This is a genomic window from Solidesulfovibrio carbinoliphilus subsp. oakridgensis (assembly GCF_000177215.2).
Classification (GTDB): domain Bacteria; phylum Desulfobacterota; class Desulfovibrionia; order Desulfovibrionales; family Desulfovibrionaceae; genus Solidesulfovibrio; species Solidesulfovibrio carbinoliphilus.
On record NZ_CM001368.1, the window covers coordinates 3,510,119 to 3,529,345 of the forward strand.

Genomic DNA, 19,227 nt, shown 5'->3' on the forward strand with positions numbered 1-19,227 from the left:
GGCGGGCGTACGGTTCAAGCCAACTGCGGGGAGGCACCATGCCTGCCGCCGCAAAAAACCGTGCATACCGTGGCCTGGTCCCGTTGCGGCCCTGGGAGCGGAACGTTCCGTCCTGTCTCGCCGGGCTTTCGGGACCGCCTGTACCTGTGGGCGCCAGCCGCGGGGCTCGGCGTCACGCAGTGGCGAAGCCTTCAGGCCAGGGTAGAGCATCGGCGCGTGGCAATGTCAAGAACGAGTTGCAATTGTTCTGTTTTTCGCAATGCCGGCGGAAAAGGGGGGCAAACGGGGAGAAATGGCGGCCGGAGATTGTTCTTTTTTTCACAAAGTCAGGCCCTAAAAAAGGGCGTCGCCGCCGCCGGCCACGCCCTTTTTCCGAGCCACCCGGCCCGACAGCCGTCTTATGGCCCAAAGCGGCGGGCCTGGCAAGGATTATGCGGCCCGCTTTCCTTTTGACCCCCGGCCCGGGCCGGGCTATATCCCCTGCGCCGCGGACCCGGTCCGCGGCCAGTTCCCGCCTGTGGAGGCTCCCGTCGATGCTCCGTTTGCTGCGGCCGAAAAACGAAAAGGACCTGGGCGAAAAGCTTTTCGGGAAAGTCAAAAAGTTCCGGTTGGCCCGAAACGGGTCCGCCGTGACCGTGACCGGCAGGCTCTTGGCCGTTTTCCGCCGCGAGGTCGAACCCGACGGACTCATGCCGCCCCGGGCCGGCCGGGTGGAGCTTCTGGCCGTTTTCCAGACCCGGGCCGGGCGCTTCCTCGTCTATTACGTGGTGTCCTACCCCGAGACCGAGGACATCGCCGGCCGGCAGGAGTACGTCACCGTCTGTCCGGGCCTCGACGCCGTGCGGGAGTTTCTTGCGGCCATGCACTATCCCAACCGCGCGCGTTTCGCGGACGCGGTCCTGGCCCAGGCCGCCCTGACGCTTTCCGGCAAGCCCAAGGCCGCGCCGCCCGCTCCGGAGACGGCCGCAGCGGCGGATGGGCCGGCCGGCTTGGACCATGCGCCCGTTTCGGAAAAAAAAGAGGCGGCAAAGACGCCCGCCGCCGAGACACAGCCAGCCCCGGCCGGTTCCGTCCAAAAATCCGACTGCTGACCCGACCCGGTTCCCCCTTTTGTTTCGAAGGGGGTTCGGGGGAAACGCTTAGGAAAAGCGTTTCCCCCGAGTCTTCTTTCTTGTCCTGTACCCGTCAGCCGGTGCAGGCCATGTCGTGGCTGGGCGCCACGGCCAGCCGCAGGCCGACCGCCCGCAGCACAGCGGTCAATGTCTTGAGGGTCGGGTTGCCGGACGGCGAGAGGGCGCGGTAGAGGCTTTCCCGTTTAATGCCGGCTTCCCTGGCCACTTCGGCCATGCCGCAGGCCTCGGAGACGTGGCGCAGGGCGATGAGAAGCACGGCCGGTTCGTCGGTATCTTCCATGGCGGCTTGCAGGTACTCGGCCGCCAGCGCCGGGTCGGCACGAAGTTCCCGCACCAGGGCTTCGTCGTGGCTGCCGCTGGCCTGGGCCAGATTTTTCATGAGCCTACCCTTCTTTTAAAATCGGCCAGGCAGACTACAGCCCGGTCGATGTCCACTGGTTGCGTGTCCTTGTCGCCGCCGTACAGAAGCAGGATGACGGTCCGGCCGATTTTGCCGAAATAGAGACGGTAGCCCGGGCCGTAGTCGATCCGCAGTTCCGAAACTCCTTCCCGCACCGCCCGGCAGTCGCCGAAGTTGCCGGCTTTGAGGCGGTCCACCCGGACCAGGATGCGCGCCCGGGCCCGAAGGTCTTTGAGCCGGGCCAGCCACTCCGTGATTGGCTCCCGGCCGTCTTCGGTCTGGTAGCGGCGGACGTCGAGCATGAAAGACTGTAACTTTTAAGTCACAGTCGGTCAAGGGCGGTCGTCCCCGGCCGTAGCTCTGCCGCCCTCGTCCCCAAAAGAAGGAGAGCCTTTCGCACGGAGAAAAGGCCAGAAGCCCAAGAGCCGCCAGCCCGGTCCTCCCTTTGTTTCGAAGGGGGTTCGGGGGGAACGCTTTTCAAAAGCGTTCCCCCCGATTCTTCTCTTCGCTTACCTAGCCTTGGCGCAGGAGCAGGCGTTTGCCGTAGGTGTCGCGTTCGTCCGGGGTGGGGCGGTCTGGGCGCTGGAAGGTCAGGGCGTGGGCGGTGCAGCCGGTGACGCAGGCCGGGTCGAGGCCGGCGTCGATGCGGTCGCGGCAGTAGTCGCACTTGACCACCTTGCCCGTGGCCTCGTTCCACTGGGGGATGCGCCAGGGGCAGGCCTGGATGCAGGCCTTGCAGCCCACGCACAGCTCTTCCTTCACATAGACCACGCCGTCTTCCTCGCGCCGGGCCATGGCTCCGGTCGGGCAGGCCGGCACACACCAGGGCCGCTCGCAGTGGTAGCAGGACATGTAGAGATTGAGCAGGCGCGGCTTGCCCTTGACCATGTCCGGGCCGACGGTCACGAGCTTGCCGGGCTTGGCCGAGGGCGGGACGGCGTTTTTGACCTGGCAGTGCACCTCGCAGGCGTGGCAGGAAATGCAGCGCTTCTTGTCGAGCTGGATCATGTACTTGCTCATGCGGGCTCCTTCATGGGGCGGTCGGCGGGCGTCGGGGCCGTGGCCAGGGCCTGGCGGCGAAGGCGCGTCAACAGGTCCAGGCGGAAGTCCTGGCGGCGGGTGCCGATGAAATAGGCGTGGCGGGAAAAGCGCAGCGAATCCACGGGGCAGGCTTTGACGCACTGGCCGCACAGGCTGCACAGCGAATAGTCGTAGACGAAAGCGCCCGGCGTCTTGCACCCCTTTTGCGGGGCCGGGCCCATGGTCTCGACCTCGGGGATGAGCTCCCCGGCCAGTTCCGCGGCCGACCGGCCTTCCGGTCCGGGCTTGCCGCCGCCGATGGGGCAGGCCACGGCCAGGCACTGGGACGGACAGGCCCGCACGCAGGCCCCGCAGGCGATGCAGCGGGGCACGGCCGGTTCGCCGTCCTTGCCGACAAGCTCCACGTGGCCCCGGTAGGTGTCGAGGTTGCCCACTTCCCGTTTCGGATAGAGCACCGTGACCGACGGCCGGGCCATGGCCCGGCCGGTGATGCCGAGCCCGACGAGCAGGCTTTTGAGGCCGACGGCCGCCTCGCTGAACAGTCTGGTAAGGGTCACGCCGTGGCCTCCCGCGGCCGTCGGCCGCTTGCGTCCGGGACGTTTGGATCTCTTTGACCCAGTCTAAACGTGTTTCCGGCCCCCTTGTCAACGGCCCGGGGCACAAGTTCCCACCTTCACAAACATCCGTCCCGGACGGCGTGATTCTCTTATATCCATGCGCCTCGTTTCACAACGCTTTTCCCTTGCCACGGGTCACGGATTCCTGCTACTTCGTGTGCGGTGGAAAAAAGCGATACGAACGCAACGCCGCGTTGATCGGAGTGAGCCATGGAACGAAAAAGCGTCTACAGCGTCTGCGGCATGTGCACCGTGCGGTGCCCCATGATGGCCACGGTCGAGGGAAACCGGGTGGTGCATCTGCAAGGCAACCCCCATGCCGCCGGCATCAAGGGGGCGCTTTGCGCCCGGGGCGCGGCCGGCGGGGCCCTGGTGGCCGACGACGAACGGCCCCAGTTCCCCATGATCCGGGCCGGCGAGCGGGGCGAGGGCAAGTGGCGGCGGGCTTCCTGGGACGAGGCGCTCGGCCACGTGGCGGGGGAGTTGTCCCGCATCCGCGAGGCCCATGGCGCGCGTTCGATCCTTCTTTCCGACCGGGGCGGGCCCTTTCGCGACATGCACCGGGCCTTTCTAAAGGCCCTTGGCAGCCCCAACTACTGCAACCACGACAGCGCCTGCGCCCGAAACGTCCAGCACGCGGCCCTCTCGCTTTTCGGCTTCGGCCGCAAGGACGTGGCCTACGATTACAAGAACAGCAAGCATGTGGTGCTCCAGACGCGAAACATCTTCGAGGCCATAAACGTCAAGGAAGTCAACGACCTCCTCGACGCGAAAGAGGCCGGGGCCAAGATCACCTGCATCGACGTTCGGACCACGGTGACCGCGGCCAAGGCCGACAACTTTTTTCTCGTCCGGCCGGGCACGGACTATGCGTTCAACCTGGCCGTCATCCACGAGCTGCTGGCCAGGGACCTCTACGACAAGGCCTTCGCCACGGCCTGGATCAAGGACCTCGACGCCCTCAAAGCCTTTGTGGCGCCCTACGGCCCGGACTTCGCCGCCCGGGAGACCGGCGTGCCGGCCGCCCGCATTGCCTCCCTGGCCGCCCAGCTGGCGGCCGCGGCTCCGGCCGTCATCTGGCACCCGGGCTGGATGACCGCCCGCTACGGCGACTCGTTTGCGGTCTGCCGCACGGCCTACATCATAAACGCGCTCCTTGGCTCCATCGGGGCCAAGGGCGGCCTGCCCCTGGTCAACAAACCCGGCCATGTCGGCAAAAAGGGCCTCAAAAACCTGGTCGACCTCTTTCCCAAGCCCGCCGACAAGCGCGTGGACGGGGTGGGCTGGATGGAGGGGCGCACCCACTTCGAGGCCGGCCCGGGCCTGGTCAACCTGGCCTTCGAGGCCATCGAATCCGGGGAGCCGTACCCGGTCAAGGCCTACATCGCCCACCGCCACGATCCGCTCATGGCCTTCCCGGACTCGGCCGACGTCAGGCGGCGGTGGAAGAACCTGGAGCTTCTGGTCGCCGTCACCTTCTCCTGGTCGGACACGGCCTGGAACGCCGACGTGGTCCTGCCCATGTCGCCGTACCTGGAACGCGAGTCCATGATCGCGGGCAAAAGCGGGGTGTCGCCGTCCTTTTTCGTGCGCAAGCGGGCGCTTGATCCCCGGTTCGACACCCGGGCCGACTGGGAGATCTACCGCGATCTGGCCCGGCACATGGGCATAAAGGAACTCGATTTCGATTCCATCGAGGACATCTGGAAGTTCCAGCTGGCCGACACGGGCGTCGCCCTCGGGGACTTCGAGGCCACCGGCATGGTGAAACTCGGTGGACCGCTCTACCGGCCGGTCGATGACAAGACCTTCAAGACCGGGACCGGCAAAATCGAGATCGTAAGTCCCAAGCTGGAAGCCGACGGCGTGCCCTCCCTGCCGCCGTACGCCGCCCCGGCCGTGCCGCCCGAGGGCAGCTACCGGGTCAGTTTCGGCCGCATAGGGCTCCACACCCAGGGCCACACGGTGAATAATCCCCTGCTTTTTGCCCAGATGCCGGAAAACGAGCTGTGGATCCACACCGGCGAGGCGGCAAAGCTCGGCATCGCCGACGGAGCGCTGGTCGAGGTGCGAAACGGGTCCCACGCCGGCACCCTCAAGGCCAAGGTCACGGACGGCATCCACCCGGAGACGGTCTTCATGGTCCACGGCTTCGGCCACACCCTGCCCGTGGAAAGCCGGGCCCGGGGCCGGGGCGTGGCCGACAACGAACTCATGCCCCGGGGCATGGCCACCTGGGACAAGGGCGGCGGCGGCGTGTGCATGCAGGAGCACTTCGTGACCGTGCGTCCGGCCTGAGGCAGGGGCCCGGGGCGCGGCCGGGCCGGCGCGGGCGTCGTGGTCCGCCGGTCCGGCAGTGTCACGCAAATTGGCAAATGGCGTTGACCGCAGGGTGTTCGGTTGCTAGGAACAGGGCTCTATGAATGCAACGCCTCCCACCGCCGACGACCTGCGTCCTTTTCCCCTGCGGGAGTCCCTGGGATTTCTCCTGGTGCGCACGGCCCTGCGGCTGCGCCTGCTCGGGAACACCCTCCTGCAGGAGGCCGGGGTGGACATCACGGTGGACCAGTGGGGCATCCTGAACCTCCTGTGGGAGGCCGACGGCCAGACCCCCGTGGAACTGGCCCGCCGCGCCGACAAGGACAAGCCCAACGTCACCCGTCTGCTGAAAATCCTGGAAGACAAGGGGCTGGTCAGCCGCGAGCCCGATCCGGCCGATCGCCGCAGCCACCGCATCCGCCTGACCGAGGCCGGCACGTCCCTCAAGGACCAGCTTCTCGACCTCGGGGTCACCTGTCTGGAGAGGGCCTGCCAGGGCCTGTCCCGGCAGGAGATCGCGACCCTCAAACAGCTCCTCAACCGCGTCTACGCCAACGTGTCCTGACCGTTCCCGCCGGCCTGCCGGCGGCCGCCGACCCGGGCGTAGTGTTGCGAGGTTTTGCATGTCAAATTTGACCGAACAGGTTCGCTCCGACAGCGCCATCGGCCCCTACACCTTCGAGGAGTTCCTGGACGTGGCCGCGGCCTTCCACGGCAACCCCGCGCCCGGGCTCATCCTCGGCGGCTACATGGTGGACGCGGCCCGGGCCTTTCTGCCCGAGGGCACCCTTTTCGACGCGGTGGTGGAGACCAAGAAATGCCTGCCCGACGCGGTCCAGATCCTGACCCCGCCGAGCTACGGCAACGGCTGGATGCGGGTTCTGAACCTCGGCCGCTACGCCTTGTCCCTCTACGACAAGTTCACGGGCGAAGGGTACCGGGTCTGGCTCGATCCGGCCCATTTGCAGGCCTGGCCGGAAATCCACGCCTGGTATCTGAAGACCAAGCCGAAAAAGGAGCAGGACCGGACCAGGCTTTTCGCCGAGATCAAGGCCGGCGGCCGGGCTCTCTGCCGGGTGGCCAAGGTCCGGCTGCGGCCGGATTTCGTGGCCAAGTCCCACATGGGGGCCATCGGCGTCTGTCCGGTCTGCCACGAGGGCTACCCCGCGGCCGACGGGGCCATCTGCCGGGGCTGCGCCGGCGAGGCGCCCTACCTGCGCGAGAGCGAGACGCCGAAACTGCGGGCCGTGCCCCTGGACGCGGCCGCCGGCCGGCGGGCCCTCCACGACATGACCCGGATCGTGCCGGGCACGTCCAAGGCCGTGGCCGTCGCGGCCGGGGCCGACATCACGGCCGGGGACGTCTGCCGGCTCCAGACCATGGGCCGCAACAACGTCTACGTGGAGGACCTGTCCGAGCCGCTCGGCGAATTTGTCCACGAAAACGAGGCGGCCCTGGCCTTTGCCGAGGCCATGTGCGGGCCGGGGCTCGTGCCGTCCGGGCCGCCGCGCGAGGGCAAGGTGGAGCTTATGGCCGTTTCGGGCGGCCTTTTCACCATCGACCGCGAGCGCCTCACGGCATTTAACATGATCGAGGGCGTCATGTGCGCCTCGCGCCAGTCGCATCTGGTGGTCGAGGCGGACAAGGCCGTGGCCGGCTGCCGGGCCATCCCGCTCTACCTGCCGCGCCGCGTCTTCGAGGCCGCCATGCACGTCCTGGCCGAGGGGCCGCTTTTTGTCATCCGGCCGCTGCGGCAGGCCCGGGCCGGGGTCCTGGTCACGGGCACGGAGATCTATTCCGGGCTGATCGAGGACAAGTTCGAGCCGGTGGTCCGGTCCAAGGTCGAGGCCCTCGGAAGCGCGGTCGTGGCCTGCCGCAAGGTGCCGGACGACCGGGCGGCCGTGGCCGCGGCCGTGGCCGAACTGCTTTTCGCCGGCGCGGACCTGATCGTCACCACGGCCGGCCTGTCCGTGGACCCGGACGACGTGACGCGCCTTGGTCTCGACGACGCCGGCCTTTGCGACGCCGTCCACGGCATGCCGGTCCTGCCCGGGGCCATGGCCCTTGTCGGCCGGGTGGGCGGGGCCGATGTCATCGGCGTGCCGGCCTGCGCCCTTTTCCACAAGACCACGAGCTTCGATCTGCTCCTGCCCCGGGTCCTTTCGGGTCTGAAGCTCACGCGCCGGGATATGGCCGGGCTGGCCGAAGGGTCCATGTGCCTGTCCTGCCGGGCCTGCACCTACCCGAAGTGCCCGTTCGGGAAATAGACCGCCCCTTGACCGGCCGGGTCGGCCGTCCTATGGGAGGATGGCCGATCCCGCCGGAGGCGCGATGCCAAGACGTTTTCTCCCGGCCCTGCTGTCCGGGGCCCTCTTTCTGCTGCCTTTCCCCGCCGACGCCTACACCCTGTACGGCTACGAGGACGACTACGGCCTCGTGCACCTGAGTGAGGAAAAGCTCGACGCGCACTACGTCCTCCTCTACGAGGGGCCGTCGGACCCGCACCTCGGTTTCCCGGCCATCAGGAAAAAGCTCCGGGACCTTGGCGCGGTTTCCCAAAACCGCAAGGACGACTGGATCCGCGACGCGACCCGGGACTACGCCCGCATGGCCACGGCCCCGCTCGGTCCCTCGGGCTTTCCCCCGGTCATCGAGTCCGGGCCGCTCCTGGACCTGGTCCGGAACAAGAGCCGGATCTACGGCCTGGCTCCGGAACTCCTCTACGCGGTCATCGAGCAGGAGTCGCGGTTCTCGGCCTCGGCCGTCTCGCCCAAGGGCGCGGCCGGCCTCATGCAGCTCATGCCCGACACCCAGGCCACCTACGGCGTGGCCGACCCCTTCGACCCGGAGCGCAACGTCACCACCGGCGCCAAGTTCCTTCGCGCGCTCATCAGCCGCTTCGGCGACATCCAGCTGGCTCTGGCCGCCTACAATGCCGGGCCCGAAACCGTGGCCCGCTCCGGCGGCATCCCCAACATCGCCGAGACCCGCACCTACGTGGCCCGCATCATGACCCGCTTCGCCATGCTCCAGGAAAGCCACCCCGGGCTCGCGCCCAAAGCGCCGCCCGCCAAGGCCAAAGCCAAGTCCAAACCCGGAAAGAAGGAGGTCCGGCGGCCGGTCCGTCCCGGGCCGGCGTCTTAGAGCGAATGCTGGAAGATCCGCTCCACCACGCCGCAGTCCACGCGGATGGGGGCCAGGGGCAAGAGCATTTTCGCCAGCGAGGACTTCATGGCCATGCGCGTCAGCGCCGGCACGTCCACGCCCGTGAAATAGGCCCCCATGGTCGCCGGCTGGCCGATGGCCGCCAACCATTCCCGGACCCGGGCCACGGCGGTCTCGGCCTCGCCCGGCCGGCCGGCCAGGCCCGGCGCGATGGGGGCCAGGATGTCGGCCAGGACCTCGGGCGCGGCCGGATAGATTTCACGCAAGACGGCCGGCAGGAGGATGCCGAGGCCCTCGCCGTGGGGGATGTCGGCATTGAGCGCGCTCATGGCGTGTTCCAGGGCGTGGGTGACGTGCAAAAGGCCGAGGTCGAAGCTCATGCCGGCGATGGCCGAGGCGTACATGAGCCAGTAGCGGGCGGCGAGGTTACCTGGCTGGACGATGGCCGTCGGCAGAAAGGCGGCTACCAGCCGCACGGCTTCCCGGGCCAGGGTGATGGAGTAGGGCGAGGCGGTCACGGCCGTGGCCGCCTCCAGGGCGTGGCACAGGGCGTCCATGGCCGTGGACACGGTCAGTTTGACCGGCAGGGAGACGGTGAGGGCCGGGTCCTCGATGGTCTGGACCGGGTAGAGGTGGGGCGAACGGATGGCCGGCTTTTCCTCGCCGTCGGACTGGGCCACGGCAAAGGCCCCGACCTCCGAGCCCGTGCCGTGGGAGGTGTTGACCGCGACCAGCGGCAGGGCCCCGGTGACGGGCGCCCCTTTTTCGTAGAAATCCGAGGCTTTTTTGCGGGGATGGACCAGGAGCACGGCCGCCGTCTTGGCCGTGTCCAGGGCGCTGCCGCCGCCGATGGCCAGGACCGCCGTGGCCCCGAGTTCCCGGCCGAGGGCGGCCGCGGCCTCGCAGTTGGCGTAGGTGGGATTGGGGCGCACCCCGTCGAAGTGCTCCCAGGCCACGTGGCGTTCGAGCATGGGCCGGACCGTGTCCCAGGCGCCGCTGGCCCGGTAGGCCACGGTGTCGGTGACCAGGAGCACCTTGTCCCGGCCGGCGGCGGCCAGTCCGGCCAGGATGCCGTCGAGCCGGGCGAGCGCTCCCACGCCGAAAAACGTCTGCGGCCGGGTCGGTTGCAGGACAAATATCCGGTGGATGTCGACTTTTCCTTCCCAGCCACCCATTTCCGCCTCCCTGGTTACGGTTCGCGGCGCTTATGGGCGCGTCGCCCGGAGGCTTTCGCATCAAATCCCGTGCCAGCGGGGTTTGGAACCGGGCGGGCGGGCCGCAGCCGCGGCGGCCGCGTCCCGGGTGGGCAAAATCACCCCGCGCGGCAGGGGGGAATAGGAAACGCGGCCGGGAAGCGTCCCGCCAGCCGGCCCGGGCCGGCTGAATCCGGCGATGGGTAAGAAGGAAACAGGTTAGCCGGTACCAGGGAACTATTGACCCAGGCTGCTCGCGGTATCGGCGGGAGGGCGCAAAGGCCCTGAAAAAGGCCTGCCTAATGCAGGCCTTCGGGCATCTTGGAGCCCATGGGCGGTTTTTTCATGATCCACATGAGCGCGGCCAAGCCGAGGAAAAGCATCCCCTGGGCGTGGAACACGTCGTAGAAGGCCATGGCGTTGGCCTGCTGGAGCATGAGCTTGTAGAGGGCCGCCCCGGCCATCTGGCCGACGTCGTAGACCCCCTGGACCTTGGGCGCCAGATAGGCTTTGATGCCCTCAAGCGCCGTCTGGTAGGACAGGTCGTAGGGCGTCAGGTTCTCGATCAGCCGGGCCTGGTGGAACTGGGCCCGGCGGGCCAAGAGGGTGGTGATGAAGGCCACGCCGAAGGAGCCGCCGAGGTTTCGCAGCAGGTTGAAGACGGCCGAGGCGTTGTTCATGCCCTCCTTGGGGATGTAGGCCATGGTCAGGTAGGAGAGCGGCACGAAGAAAAAGGCGATGCCGACCGCCTGGATGTTGCGGGCCGTGATGGCCGTGCCGAGGTCGATGCCGAGGGTGAAGCCGGCCATGTTAAAAAGCGAATAGGCGCTTATGAGCAGGCCCACGAACAGCAGGTACCGGGCGTCGATCTTCTGGGTCATCTTGCCGACCACGGGGAGGACCAGCAGCATGATGAGCCCGCCCGGGCCAAGGACCACGCCGGAGAGAAAGGCCGTGTAGCCCATCAGGTTTTGCAGATAGAGGGGCAGGAGGACAATGGCCCCGAAAAAGGCGAAATAGCCGAAAAACATGACCACGTTGCCCGTGGCGAAACTGCGGTCCCGAAAGACGGTCAGGTCCACGATGGGCGCCTTGGTGCGCAGCTCCCAGACGAGAAAGGCGCCGAGGCACACGGCCGCGACCACGGTCAGAGCCAGGATGGCGTCGGAATTGAACCAGTCGTCCTGCTGGCCCTTGTCGAGCACGATCTGCAGGCAGCCAAGGCCCACACTCAAAAGGGCCAGGCCGATGTAGTCGACCGTGTCGCCGGCCTTTCGCCGGACCAGGTAGCCCGGGTCCTTGATGTAGAGCCAGATGAGCCCGATGGCCGCGATGCCGACCGGCACGTTGATGTTGAATATCCAGCGCCAGGAATAGTTGTCCGTGATGTAGCCGCCGAGAAGCGGCCCGAGGATGGGCCCGAGGACCGCGCCCATGGCGAAGATGGCCATGGCCAGCCCGCGCTCGTGCGGCGGGTAGGCTTCGAGCAAAATGGCCTGGGACATGGGTTGGAGCCCGCCGCCGCCGATCCCCTGGACGATGCGGAAAAAGATCAGCATGCCAAGGCTGGTGGCCAGTCCGCACAGCATGGAGGCGATGGTGAAGACCGCAACCGAGAGGAGCAGGTAATTGCGCCGGCCGAAGAGCTTGGACAGAAAGCCGCTTATGGGGATGACGATGGCGTTGGAGACGAGATAGGAGGTGAGCACCCAGGTCACCTCGTCCTGGCCGGCGGACAGGCTCCCCTGGATGTGCCCCAGGGCCACGTTGGCGATGGAGGTGTCGAGGATCTCGATCAGGGTCGGGACCATCACCGCCAGGGTGATGAGCCATTTGTTGGGCGCTTGTTCCGCCATGGTACCCCGGGTCCTTGCAAACGTTCCGTACAGGGTTTCGGCCATCCCCCGCCGAGGGGGCCCGGGGGGAATCATTCCCCCGGCCGCCGGAGGCCGCTTCTTCCTAGTCGGTATGGATGGTCGGCACCACGCTCATGCCGAGGCGAAGGTTCGGCAGGTCGCCGTTTTCCTTGTCAAAGACGATCTTGACCGGAATGCGCTGCACGATTTTCACGTAGTTGCCCGAGGCGTTTTCCGTGGGGAAAAGCGAGAAGACCGACCCCGTGCCGGCCATGATGGATTCCACCCGGCCCGTGATGTCGCGGCCGGGATAGGTGTCCACCTCCATGGTGACCCGCTGGCCGGGTTGGACGTTTTTAAGCTGGGTTTCCTTGTAGTTGGCCGTGACCCACAGTTCGCTGGCCGTCAGCGGCACGAGGGTCATGAGCGACTGGCCGGCCGCCACCAGCCGGCCGGACTCGATCTGCTTTTTGGTCACGTGCCCGGCCACCGGGGCCAGGATCCTGGTGTAGGTCAGGTTGAGTTCGGCCTGCCGGACCTTTTCCCGGGCCAGTTCCACCCGGGCGCGCTGGGCCGCGGCCTCCTTGTCCTGGATGACGGCCTGGTCCTGGCCGGTTTCGGCCAGGGTGATCTCCGAGCGCAGCCGCTTGATGTCGGCGGTGATGGATTCGAGCCGCCGGCCCGCGCCCTCGGCCTTGGCCCGGGCGGCCCGCAGCTGGGCCTCGTGGCCCCGGCGCTTGTTTTCGATGGTATCCAGGTCGGACTGGGAGACCACGCCCTTGCCGCGCAACTGGCTGATGCGGGTGTAATCGAGCTTGTCCTGGTCGAGTTGGGTCTGGATTTGGTCCGCCTCCTGGACGGCGGCGTCGCGTTCCTTGACGGCCTGGTCGAAGCTGCGCTGCTCGCTTTCGAGCTGGGCCTTGGCCGCGGTCACCTTGGAGGAGGTCTGGGACAGCTGGAGCGGCACGCCGAGCTCCTGGGCCGCGAGCTGGGCCTCGGCCGAGGCCAGGTCGGCCTTGGCCTGGGCCAGGGCCACGGCGTTGTCGGTCGGGTCGAGGACGACCAGCACGTCCCCGGCGGCCACGAGCTGGTTGTCCTCCACCGGCACCGCGTTGACGTAGCCGGCCACCCGCGGGGTGATGGGGTGGACCCGGCCGTCGACGAAGGCGTCGTCGGTGGAAATGAGGCTTCTCGTATAGAGGTAGTAGCCGAAGCCCGCCAGGGCCAGGACGGCCGCGACCAGGATCGCCGCCTGCTTCTTCTTGGACGAGGCCCCCTCGGGCTTGTGCTTGGGGCGGAAAAACGGCTTCATGGGAGGTCCTTTGGTTCGAGCATGGCGTCCAGGCGGGTTTCGATGTTCCCGAGGATGCGGGCCAGGGTCCGGCGGTCGTCCGGTGGCACGTCGGCAAAGGCTTCGGCCGCGTAGCGCCGCACCAGCGGCACGAGGGCCTCGACCAGGGCCGCGCCGGCCGGGGTCAGGAAGATGCGCTGGCTGCGCCGGTCCGCGGCGTCGCGCCGGCGGGCGACGAGACCCTTGCCTTCCAGACGGTCCAGGATGCGGGTGATGGTGGTCTTGTCCTTGACCGTGCGCTCCCCGAGCCCGCACTGGGTCAGGCCCTGGCTTTCGTAGAGCCGGTAGAGGACCACCCACTGCTCGGGGGTCACGTCGTGGCCGGCGGCCACAAACACCCGGCGCAGCCCGATTTTCAGGCGCGCGGCCGCATGGCCGATGGCGTAGCCCACGGCGTTGTCCATGTCGAAGAAAAACGTATTGTCCATATCGGCTCGCATTTAACGGTTGCCGTGCGGAAAATATACATGACAACCATTGCCGTCAAGAAACGGGATGGCTTCTTGCCGTCGGCCCGGGCTTCTGTCAGGATGATTTTCCTGAAGTTTCAAGGAGGCGCGCGGTATGGAGTTTGTGCGGCGTTTCATGGCGGCCGTGTCGGACATGGCCCGGCTGCGGGACCATCCCCGGCCCCGGCTGACGGCGCTTGAGATCTTCAAGTACGTGGGCCCGGGCCTGCTCGTCACGGTGGGATTCATCGACCCGGGCAACTGGGCCTCCAACGTGGCCGCCGGGTCGGATTTCGGCTACACGCTCCTGTGGATGGTCACGCTTTCGACCGTCATGCTGATCATCCTGCAGCACAACGCGGCCCACCTCGGCATCGCGACCGGCCTTTGCCTGTCCGAGGCGGCCATGAAGCACCTGCCGCGGCCGGTGGCGGTCTCGGCCCTCGGCACGGCGGTCGCCGCCTCGGTGTCCACGGCCCTGGCCGAGCTTTTGGGCGGAGCCATCGCGCTTCGCATGCTCTTTGGCTTGCCGCTGGCCGTGGGCACGCTCCTGACCCTGGTCGTGGTCCTGTGGATGCTTTTTTCCAAGTCCTACCGCCGGCTCGAACGCTACATCATCGGGTTCGTGTCGCTCATCGGGTTGTCCTTTATTTTCGAGCTGTCCCTCGTGCACCTCGACTGGCCCGCCGCGCTTGCGGGCTGGGTGACCCCAAGTTTGCCGGACGGGTCCCTGCCCGTGGTCATGAGCGTCCTTGGGGCGGTGGTCATGCCGCACAACCTCTTTCTGCACTCCGAGATCATCCAGAGCCGGCAGTGGAACCTGGACGAGCCGGCGATGATCAAGCGCCAGCTCAAATACGAGTATCTGGACACGCTCTTTTCCATGCTGGTCGGGTTTTGCATCAACAGCGCCATGATCTTGCTCGCCGCGTCCGCCTTTTTCAGCCACGGCGTGTCGGTGGGGGAGCTGGAGCAGGCCAAGGCGCTTCTCTCGCCGCTGCTTGGCCCGTCGGCCGGACTGGTCTTCGCCGTAAGCCTGCTTTTGGCCGGCGTGGCCTCGAGCGTCACGGCCGGCATGGCCGGAGGCAGCATCTTCGCCGGCATCTTCGGCGAGCCCTACGACATCCACGACAGCCACTCGCGCCTCGGCGTGGTCATCACCCTGGTCGGCGCGGCCGTGTGCATCCTTTTCGTGGGCGATCCGCTCAAGGGGCTCATCTATTCCCAGATCGCCCTGTCGATCCAGCTGCCCATCACCATCCTGCTCCAGATCGGGCTGACCTCGCGCCGGTCGGTCATGGGCAGCTACGTCAACCGGCCCTTCACCACCGGGGTGCTGGCCGTGGTCGCGGCCGTGGTCATCGCCCTCAACATCATGCTCCTGGTCGACACCCTGGCCTGACCGGGGTCGGCCCGACAGGCTCCCCGGGGGCAACAAAAAAACGCCGCCGTCCGGACGCATCCGGGCGGCGGCGTTTCCCCCTCGAAAAGCGGAACTACTTTTTGGCTTTCTTGGCCTTCTTGCCCATGGGAGCGGCTTTGTCCGGACCCGGGTAGTTGGCGACCATGCCGCCCATTTTCATGCACTCTTCCACCGTGCCGGTCATGACGGCGTTGCCGCCGACCGTGCACTGCCAGGTCTTTTTGGCGGCGGCCTTTTTGGAGGTCTTGCCTTTGGCGAAGGCCGGGGCGGCGGACAGGGCCAGGGTGAGCGCGGCAGCCAGAACGATAAGCTTTTTCATGGGAACCCTCCTCGAACGGATCATTTTTCCATTGGATATAACGGCCCGTTGGGGAGTGCAAGAGACAGCAGGGGGATGATGGCCGGCCGGCGCAGTGGGCGCGGCCCATGGAGTGGCCGGGGCCGCTGCCAAAGGCCGGTGCAGGTCGGGGGAAAGGCTGCCGGAGAGGGAAATTTCCGGGCACAACCGATCTTGCACGACGACTTGGAAGGAAACGACGTTGTTGCGCCAAGGAGTGCTTCCCGTTGTCGCACGGCCATGGCCGTCTTGTACGAACTGGCGCGGGGGGTGTTGCCTTTGCGGCAGCCGAAGAAGCGGGCGTCCGGCGCCGGTGTTTTCTCGCTGCAGAGCGAAGGAAAAAATACTGCCCCTCTTCCTGTCGCGCCCGGCCTGGCCGGGAATTTTTTGCAAAGGGCCCGGCGCCCCCCTGCGTGCCGGCGGCCCGGCTCCAAGAGCGCCACGGGCCGGTTTCACAGGCAAAACGCCGGGGCGGGCGGATTGACAGCCGGGCCGTCTTTGGCAATGACAAGAGCGGGGCGCCGCCGCCCCGTCCTTTCGAACGCACCAACCGGGTCGTGCCATGCCGCATCCGTTTTCCTTCAGGCCCGGGTCTGTCCGGGAGCCTTCCCTGCGGGTGTGGCTGACGGCTCCTTTCCTTGTCCTCATGCTGGCCAGCGCCGGGCTGGTGGGGTGGCTCGGGCTGACGGGCGGCCGGGAAGCGGTGCTGGACGTGGCCGGCCAGTTGCGGGCCGAGGTCCTGTTCCGGGTCCGCCAGACGCTGGCCGCCTACCTTTCCGTGCCGCCGGAGGTCAACGCCCTGAACGCCCAGGCCCTGGGGCGCGGCCTGCTCGTCCCTGAAGACCCGCGCAACGCCGCGCGGTTTTTCGCCACCGTGGTCGAGGCCAATCCGTCCATCGCCTACAGCTTTTACGGCGACGCCGCGGGCGAATTTTACGGCGCCAGACGTCTGGCCGCCGGCGAGGTCCAGATTGTCCGGGCCGGCCGGGAGACCGGCGGGGATTCCTTCAATTTCGCGGTCACGCCCGACGGCGACGTCGGGGACCTGCGGCAGGTCTACAGGAATTTCGACCCGCGCACCCGCCCCTGGTACAAGGCCGGCGCGTCCGCCCACGGTCCGGCCTGGACCCCGGTCTACCGGCACTTCGCCCTGGGCGTGCCGACCGTCACGGCCTGCCTGCCGGCCTATGCCCCGGACGGGGCGCTCCGGGGCGTTTTCGGCGTGGACTATCCCCTCACCCGCATCCACGACTTCCTGCGGACCATCAAGGTCGGCAGAAGCGGCGAGGTCTATCTCCTCGAACGCTCGGGCGCGCTTCTGGCCGCCTCCTCGGCCGGCCTCGAGACGAGCATGGTCGCCGGTCCGGACGGCACGTTCGCCCTGGCCCCGGCCGGAGCCTCGGGACTGCCCATGCTGGAGGCGGCCGTGGCCCACCTGGCCGGCCGGCCCGGCGGCCTGGCCGGCATCCGGGGCGAGGTCCTGGCCCAGGTGCAGGGGGAGGGCGGCGACCTCTACCTGCTGGCCGAACCGTTCTCCGACGGCCGTGGCCTCGACTGGCTCATGGTGGCCGTGGCCCCGGCCTCGGATTTCATGGGCCGCATCGATGCCGGGGCGCGCCAGACCGTGGCCGTGGGACTGCTCGGCCTGGCCGCGGCGGCCGCCGCCGGCATCGTCGTGTCCCGGCGGATTTCCCGGCCGGTGGAGCGGCTGGCCGAGGCGGCCGACGCCATTTCGCTCGGCCGGTGGGACCTGCCCGTGCCCGCGCCCCACAGCCGGGAACTGCGCCGGCTGGCCGAGGCCTTTGCCCGGATGACCGGACAGCTCCGGCAGGCGCTCGCCGGCCTGACCGAACAGCATGCGGTCATTGCCGGGCAAAACAGGACCCTCGAGGCCCGGGTGGCCGCCCGCACGGCCGAGCTGACCCACATGCACCGCCGCTTGCGGGCCATTTTCGACGCAATCCCCGGCTACGTCCACGTGGTCGACCGGGACCTCAAGGTGGTGGACGCCGGGGACAAGCTCCTGCGGGCCATGAACCTGTCCCGCGAGGCGGTCCTCGGCCGGCCCTGCCACGAGGTCTTCCGGGGCCTGGACGCGGCCTGCGACTGCTGCCACCTGGCCGGGGACGCGGCCGAGGCCGGTGGCTGCGCCCGCCCCTCCACGCCGGAGGAGGAAGCCCTGCTCGGCATGCCGTTTCTGGCCTACAGCGCCCCTATCGTCGGCGAGGACGGCCGGGTCTGGGGCCATATCGAATGTCTCATGGACGTGAGTCGGCTGCGGGAAGCCGAACGGAAGCTCGCCGCCGCCAAGGAGGAGGCCGAGGAGGCCAACCGGGCCAAGTCCGATTTTCTGGCCAAGATGAGCCACGACATCCGCACCCCGCTCAATTCCATCATTGGCCTCACCGACATCACCCTCCAGTCGCGGGTGCCGGCCGATGTCCGGGACAATCTGGCCCACGTGCTGGAAGCGGCTCGCAGCCTGCTCGAACTGGTCGGCGACCTGCTCGATTTCTCCCGGGCCGAGGCCAAGGGCCTGACCCTCAAGGAGGAGGACTTCTCCCTGGCCCGGCTCCTGGCCGTGGTCGTGCGCTCCTTCACAGCCCAGGCCCGGTTCAAGGGAGTCAAGCTGCGCCTGCGCCAGGACCGGGCCTGTCCCCGGGTGGTTCGGGGGGATCCGGCCCGGCTGCGCCAGATCCTGGCCAATCTGGTCGGCAATGCGCTCAAATTCACGGAGCACGGCCAGGTCGCCCTCCGGGTGGAGCCGGCCGCCCGGCCGGCGGCCCTGGGCCCCGCCGGCCCGGGAGCCGACGGGGCGGCCGTGTGGCTGCGCTTCACCGTGGCCGACACCGGTCTTGGCATTGCGGCCGAGGCCCTTGCCACCATTTTCGAGCCCTTCCGGCAGGCCAGCGGCGACATCGCGGCCCGTTTCGGCGGTTCGGGCCTGGGGCTGGCCATCTGCCGGCAGATGGTCGACCTCATGGGCGGCGTCATCGAGGTGGCGAGCACCCCGGGGGAGGGGAGCGTCTTCGCCTTCACCGTGCCCCTGGCCCCGGGCGATCCGGCCAAAGCCGCGGCCCTGGCCCCGCCGGCCCGCAGCCTCGACGTCCTGCGCCAGGACCAGCGGCCCATGCATCTGCTCCTGGCCGAGGACAATCCCATGAACGTCAAGCTGGCCAAGGCCCTGCTGGCGCGCCTCGGGCACCGGCTGACCGTGGCCGGCTCGGGCCGCGAAGCCATCGCCCGCCTGGCCGCCGAATCCTTCGACGCCGTGCTCATGGACGTGGAGATGCCGGAAATGGACGGCATCGAGGCCACCCGGCGCATCCGGGCCGGCGAGGCCGGAGCCGGCCGAAGCGGCACGCCCATCGTGGCCATGACCGCCCACGCCCTCTCCACCTTCATGGAACGGTGCCGGCAGGCCGGCGTGGACGCCTTCGTGGCCAAACCCGTGGATTTCGGCCAACTCGCCGACGTGCTCCGGGCCATTGCCTGCCGCGACGGGAGTGCTGCGCCGCCCCAGCCCGATCCCGTGCGCCGGGCCGAAGCCATTGCCCGCCTCGACGGGGACACCGGCCTTTACGGCGAACTGTGCCGGATTTTCTGCGACGAAACCCCGCTCTACCGCGAGCGTCTGGCCGCGGCCCTGGCGGCCCGGGACATGGCGGCCCTCGGCCAGGCGGCCCATTCCATCAAGAACAGCTGCGGCGCCGTCGGCGCGGGCGGTTGCCGGGCCCTGGCCGACGAGCTGGCCGCCCTGGCCGCGGCCGGCGATCTGGCCGGGCTGCGGCCCGTGGTCGAGACCCTGGACCGGGAGCTGGCCCGGGTGGCCGCCTCCCTGGCCGGGGGCCCTGCCCACGCCTAGGGCCGCAGCCGGGGAAAAACACCCTTGACCCGGCCGCCGCAAGCCGGCACAAGTCCTCGCCGGCCGCAAGATCGTCGC

16 protein-coding genes are annotated in these 19,227 nt (G+C 68.2%); 7 read left to right on the forward strand and 9 right to left on the reverse strand.

Features of this window, described 5'->3' with window-relative positions; all coding sequences use genetic code 11:
* Positions 1 to 533: 533 nt before the first annotated feature.
* Positions 534 to 1,091: a hypothetical protein gene (locus tag DFW101_RS15365; RefSeq protein WP_009182444.1), complete on the forward strand. Its 558-nt coding sequence runs from the start codon at positions 534 to 536 to the stop codon at positions 1,089 to 1,091.
* A gap of 94 nt (positions 1,092 to 1,185) precedes the next feature.
* Here DFW101_RS15365 and DFW101_RS15370 read toward each other — a convergent pair whose 3' ends face one another.
* The 4 genes from DFW101_RS15370 to DFW101_RS15385 all read right to left on the reverse strand — a co-directional run bounded on the left by DFW101_RS15370 (position 1,186) and on the right by DFW101_RS15385 (position 3,131).
* Positions 1,186 to 1,512: an addiction module antidote protein gene (locus DFW101_RS15370; RefSeq protein WP_009182445.1), complete on the reverse strand. Its 327-nt coding sequence runs from the start codon at positions 1,510 to 1,512 to the stop codon at positions 1,186 to 1,188.
* Positions 1,509 to 1,835: a type II toxin-antitoxin system RelE/ParE family toxin gene (locus DFW101_RS15375; protein ID WP_009182446.1), complete on the reverse strand. Its 327-nt coding sequence runs from the start codon at positions 1,833 to 1,835 to the stop codon at positions 1,509 to 1,511. Before DFW101_RS15375 ends, DFW101_RS15370 begins: the two co-directional genes overlap by 4 nt.
* A gap of 211 nt (positions 1,836 to 2,046) precedes the next feature.
* Positions 2,047 to 2,553, reverse strand: coding sequence for a 4Fe-4S dicluster domain-containing protein (locus tag DFW101_RS15380; RefSeq protein ID WP_009182447.1), 507 nt, complete (start codon positions 2,551 to 2,553; stop codon positions 2,047 to 2,049).
* Complete coding sequence (locus DFW101_RS15385; RefSeq protein ID WP_009182448.1) at positions 2,550 to 3,131, reverse strand: 4Fe-4S binding protein; 582 nt, start codon at positions 3,129 to 3,131, stop codon at positions 2,550 to 2,552. Before DFW101_RS15385 ends, DFW101_RS15380 begins: the two co-directional genes overlap by 4 nt.
* A 270-nt stretch (positions 3,132 to 3,401) precedes the next feature.
* Here DFW101_RS15385 and DFW101_RS15390 point away from each other — a divergent pair, with 270 nt between their 5' ends.
* From DFW101_RS15390 to DFW101_RS15405, 4 genes are all read left to right on the forward strand, one after another.
* A complete protein-coding gene (locus tag DFW101_RS15390; RefSeq protein WP_009182449.1) occupies positions 3,402 to 5,489 on the forward strand; it encodes a molybdopterin-dependent oxidoreductase in 2,088 nt (695 codons plus the stop codon).
* A 121-nt stretch (positions 5,490 to 5,610) separates the two neighbouring features.
* Complete coding sequence (locus DFW101_RS15395) at positions 5,611 to 6,075, forward strand: MarR family winged helix-turn-helix transcriptional regulator (protein ID WP_009182450.1); 465 nt, start codon at positions 5,611 to 5,613, stop codon at positions 6,073 to 6,075.
* 58 nt (positions 6,076 to 6,133) lie between these two features.
* Positions 6,134 to 7,777, forward strand: coding sequence for an FmdE family protein (locus DFW101_RS15400; protein ID WP_009182451.1), 1,644 nt, complete (start codon positions 6,134 to 6,136; stop codon positions 7,775 to 7,777).
* Between the two features lie 64 nt (positions 7,778 to 7,841).
* Positions 7,842 to 8,654 carry a lytic transglycosylase domain-containing protein gene (locus tag DFW101_RS15405; RefSeq protein WP_009182452.1) on the forward strand — a complete coding sequence of 271 codons (813 nt, stop codon included), beginning with the start codon at positions 7,842 to 7,844 and terminating at the stop codon, positions 8,652 to 8,654.
* Here DFW101_RS15405 and DFW101_RS15410 read toward each other — a convergent pair.
* The 4 genes from DFW101_RS15410 to DFW101_RS15425 form a co-directional block, all read right to left on the reverse strand.
* Complete coding sequence (locus DFW101_RS15410; protein WP_009182453.1) at positions 8,651 to 9,850, reverse strand: iron-containing alcohol dehydrogenase; 1,200 nt, start codon at positions 9,848 to 9,850, stop codon at positions 8,651 to 8,653. The genes DFW101_RS15405 and DFW101_RS15410 overlap by 4 nt on opposite strands.
* 317 nt (positions 9,851 to 10,167) lie before the next feature.
* Complete coding sequence (locus DFW101_RS15415) at positions 10,168 to 11,724, reverse strand: DHA2 family efflux MFS transporter permease subunit (protein WP_009182454.1); 1,557 nt, start codon at positions 11,722 to 11,724, stop codon at positions 10,168 to 10,170.
* A gap of 103 nt (positions 11,725 to 11,827) precedes the next feature.
* Complete coding sequence (locus DFW101_RS15420) at positions 11,828 to 13,036, reverse strand: HlyD family secretion protein (RefSeq protein WP_009182455.1); 1,209 nt, start codon at positions 13,034 to 13,036, stop codon at positions 11,828 to 11,830.
* Positions 13,033 to 13,503 carry a MarR family winged helix-turn-helix transcriptional regulator gene (locus DFW101_RS15425; protein ID WP_009182456.1) on the reverse strand — a complete coding sequence of 157 codons (471 nt, stop codon included), beginning with the start codon at positions 13,501 to 13,503 and terminating at the stop codon, positions 13,033 to 13,035. Before DFW101_RS15425 ends, DFW101_RS15420 begins: the two co-directional genes overlap by 4 nt.
* Before the next feature lie 136 nt (positions 13,504 to 13,639).
* Between DFW101_RS15425 and DFW101_RS15430 the strand changes: the two genes are divergently transcribed.
* On the forward strand, positions 13,640 to 14,926 hold the full coding sequence (locus tag DFW101_RS15430; RefSeq protein WP_009182457.1) for an Nramp family divalent metal transporter: 1,287 nt from the start codon (positions 13,640 to 13,642) through the stop codon (positions 14,924 to 14,926).
* A gap of 94 nt (positions 14,927 to 15,020) precedes the next feature.
* Here the strand turns inward: DFW101_RS15430 and DFW101_RS15435 are convergent, their stop codons facing one another.
* The gene (locus tag DFW101_RS15435) at positions 15,021 to 15,266 is read right to left on the reverse strand and encodes a hypothetical protein (RefSeq protein ID WP_009182458.1); all 246 of its coding nucleotides are present in this window, start codon (positions 15,264 to 15,266) and stop codon (positions 15,021 to 15,023) included.
* Positions 15,267 to 15,846: 580 nt separating this feature from the next.
* Here DFW101_RS15435 and DFW101_RS15440 point away from each other — a divergent pair.
* On the forward strand, positions 15,847 to 19,149 hold the full coding sequence (locus tag DFW101_RS15440; protein ID WP_009182459.1) for an ATP-binding protein: 3,303 nt from the start codon (positions 15,847 to 15,849) through the stop codon (positions 19,147 to 19,149).
* Positions 19,150 to 19,227: the final 78 nt, after the last annotated feature.

Coding starts and splice junctions, on each gene's coding strand:
- DFW101_RS15440 (WP_009182459.1), top strand. CDS start 15,847: ATGCCGCATCCGTTTTCCTTCAGGCCCGGGTCTGTCCGGGAGCCTTCC.
- DFW101_RS15425 (WP_009182456.1), bottom strand. CDS start 13,503: ATGGACAATACGTTTTTCTTCGACATGGACAACGCCGTGGGCTACGCC.
- DFW101_RS15400 (WP_009182451.1), top strand. CDS start 6,134: ATGTCAAATTTGACCGAACAGGTTCGCTCCGACAGCGCCATCGGCCCC.
- DFW101_RS15370 (WP_009182445.1), bottom strand. CDS start 1,512: ATGAAAAATCTGGCCCAGGCCAGCGGCAGCCACGACGAAGCCCTGGTG.
- DFW101_RS15420 (WP_009182455.1), bottom strand. CDS start 13,036: ATGAAGCCGTTTTTCCGCCCCAAGCACAAGCCCGAGGGGGCCTCGTCC.
- DFW101_RS15430 (WP_009182457.1), top strand. CDS start 13,640: ATGGAGTTTGTGCGGCGTTTCATGGCGGCCGTGTCGGACATGGCCCGG.
- DFW101_RS15435 (WP_009182458.1), bottom strand. CDS start 15,266: ATGAAAAAGCTTATCGTTCTGGCTGCCGCGCTCACCCTGGCCCTGTCC.
- DFW101_RS15375 (WP_009182446.1), bottom strand. CDS start 1,835: ATGCTCGACGTCCGCCGCTACCAGACCGAAGACGGCCGGGAGCCAATC.
- DFW101_RS15405 (WP_009182452.1), top strand. CDS start 7,842: ATGCCAAGACGTTTTCTCCCGGCCCTGCTGTCCGGGGCCCTCTTTCTG.
- DFW101_RS15395 (WP_009182450.1), top strand. CDS start 5,611: ATGAATGCAACGCCTCCCACCGCCGACGACCTGCGTCCTTTTCCCCTG.
- DFW101_RS15415 (WP_009182454.1), bottom strand. CDS start 11,724: ATGGCGGAACAAGCGCCCAACAAATGGCTCATCACCCTGGCGGTGATG.
- DFW101_RS15390 (WP_009182449.1), top strand. CDS start 3,402: ATGGAACGAAAAAGCGTCTACAGCGTCTGCGGCATGTGCACCGTGCGG.
- DFW101_RS15365 (WP_009182444.1), top strand. CDS start 534: ATGCTCCGTTTGCTGCGGCCGAAAAACGAAAAGGACCTGGGCGAAAAG.
- DFW101_RS15410 (WP_009182453.1), bottom strand. CDS start 9,850: ATGGGTGGCTGGGAAGGAAAAGTCGACATCCACCGGATATTTGTCCTG.
- DFW101_RS15380 (WP_009182447.1), bottom strand. CDS start 2,553: ATGAGCAAGTACATGATCCAGCTCGACAAGAAGCGCTGCATTTCCTGC.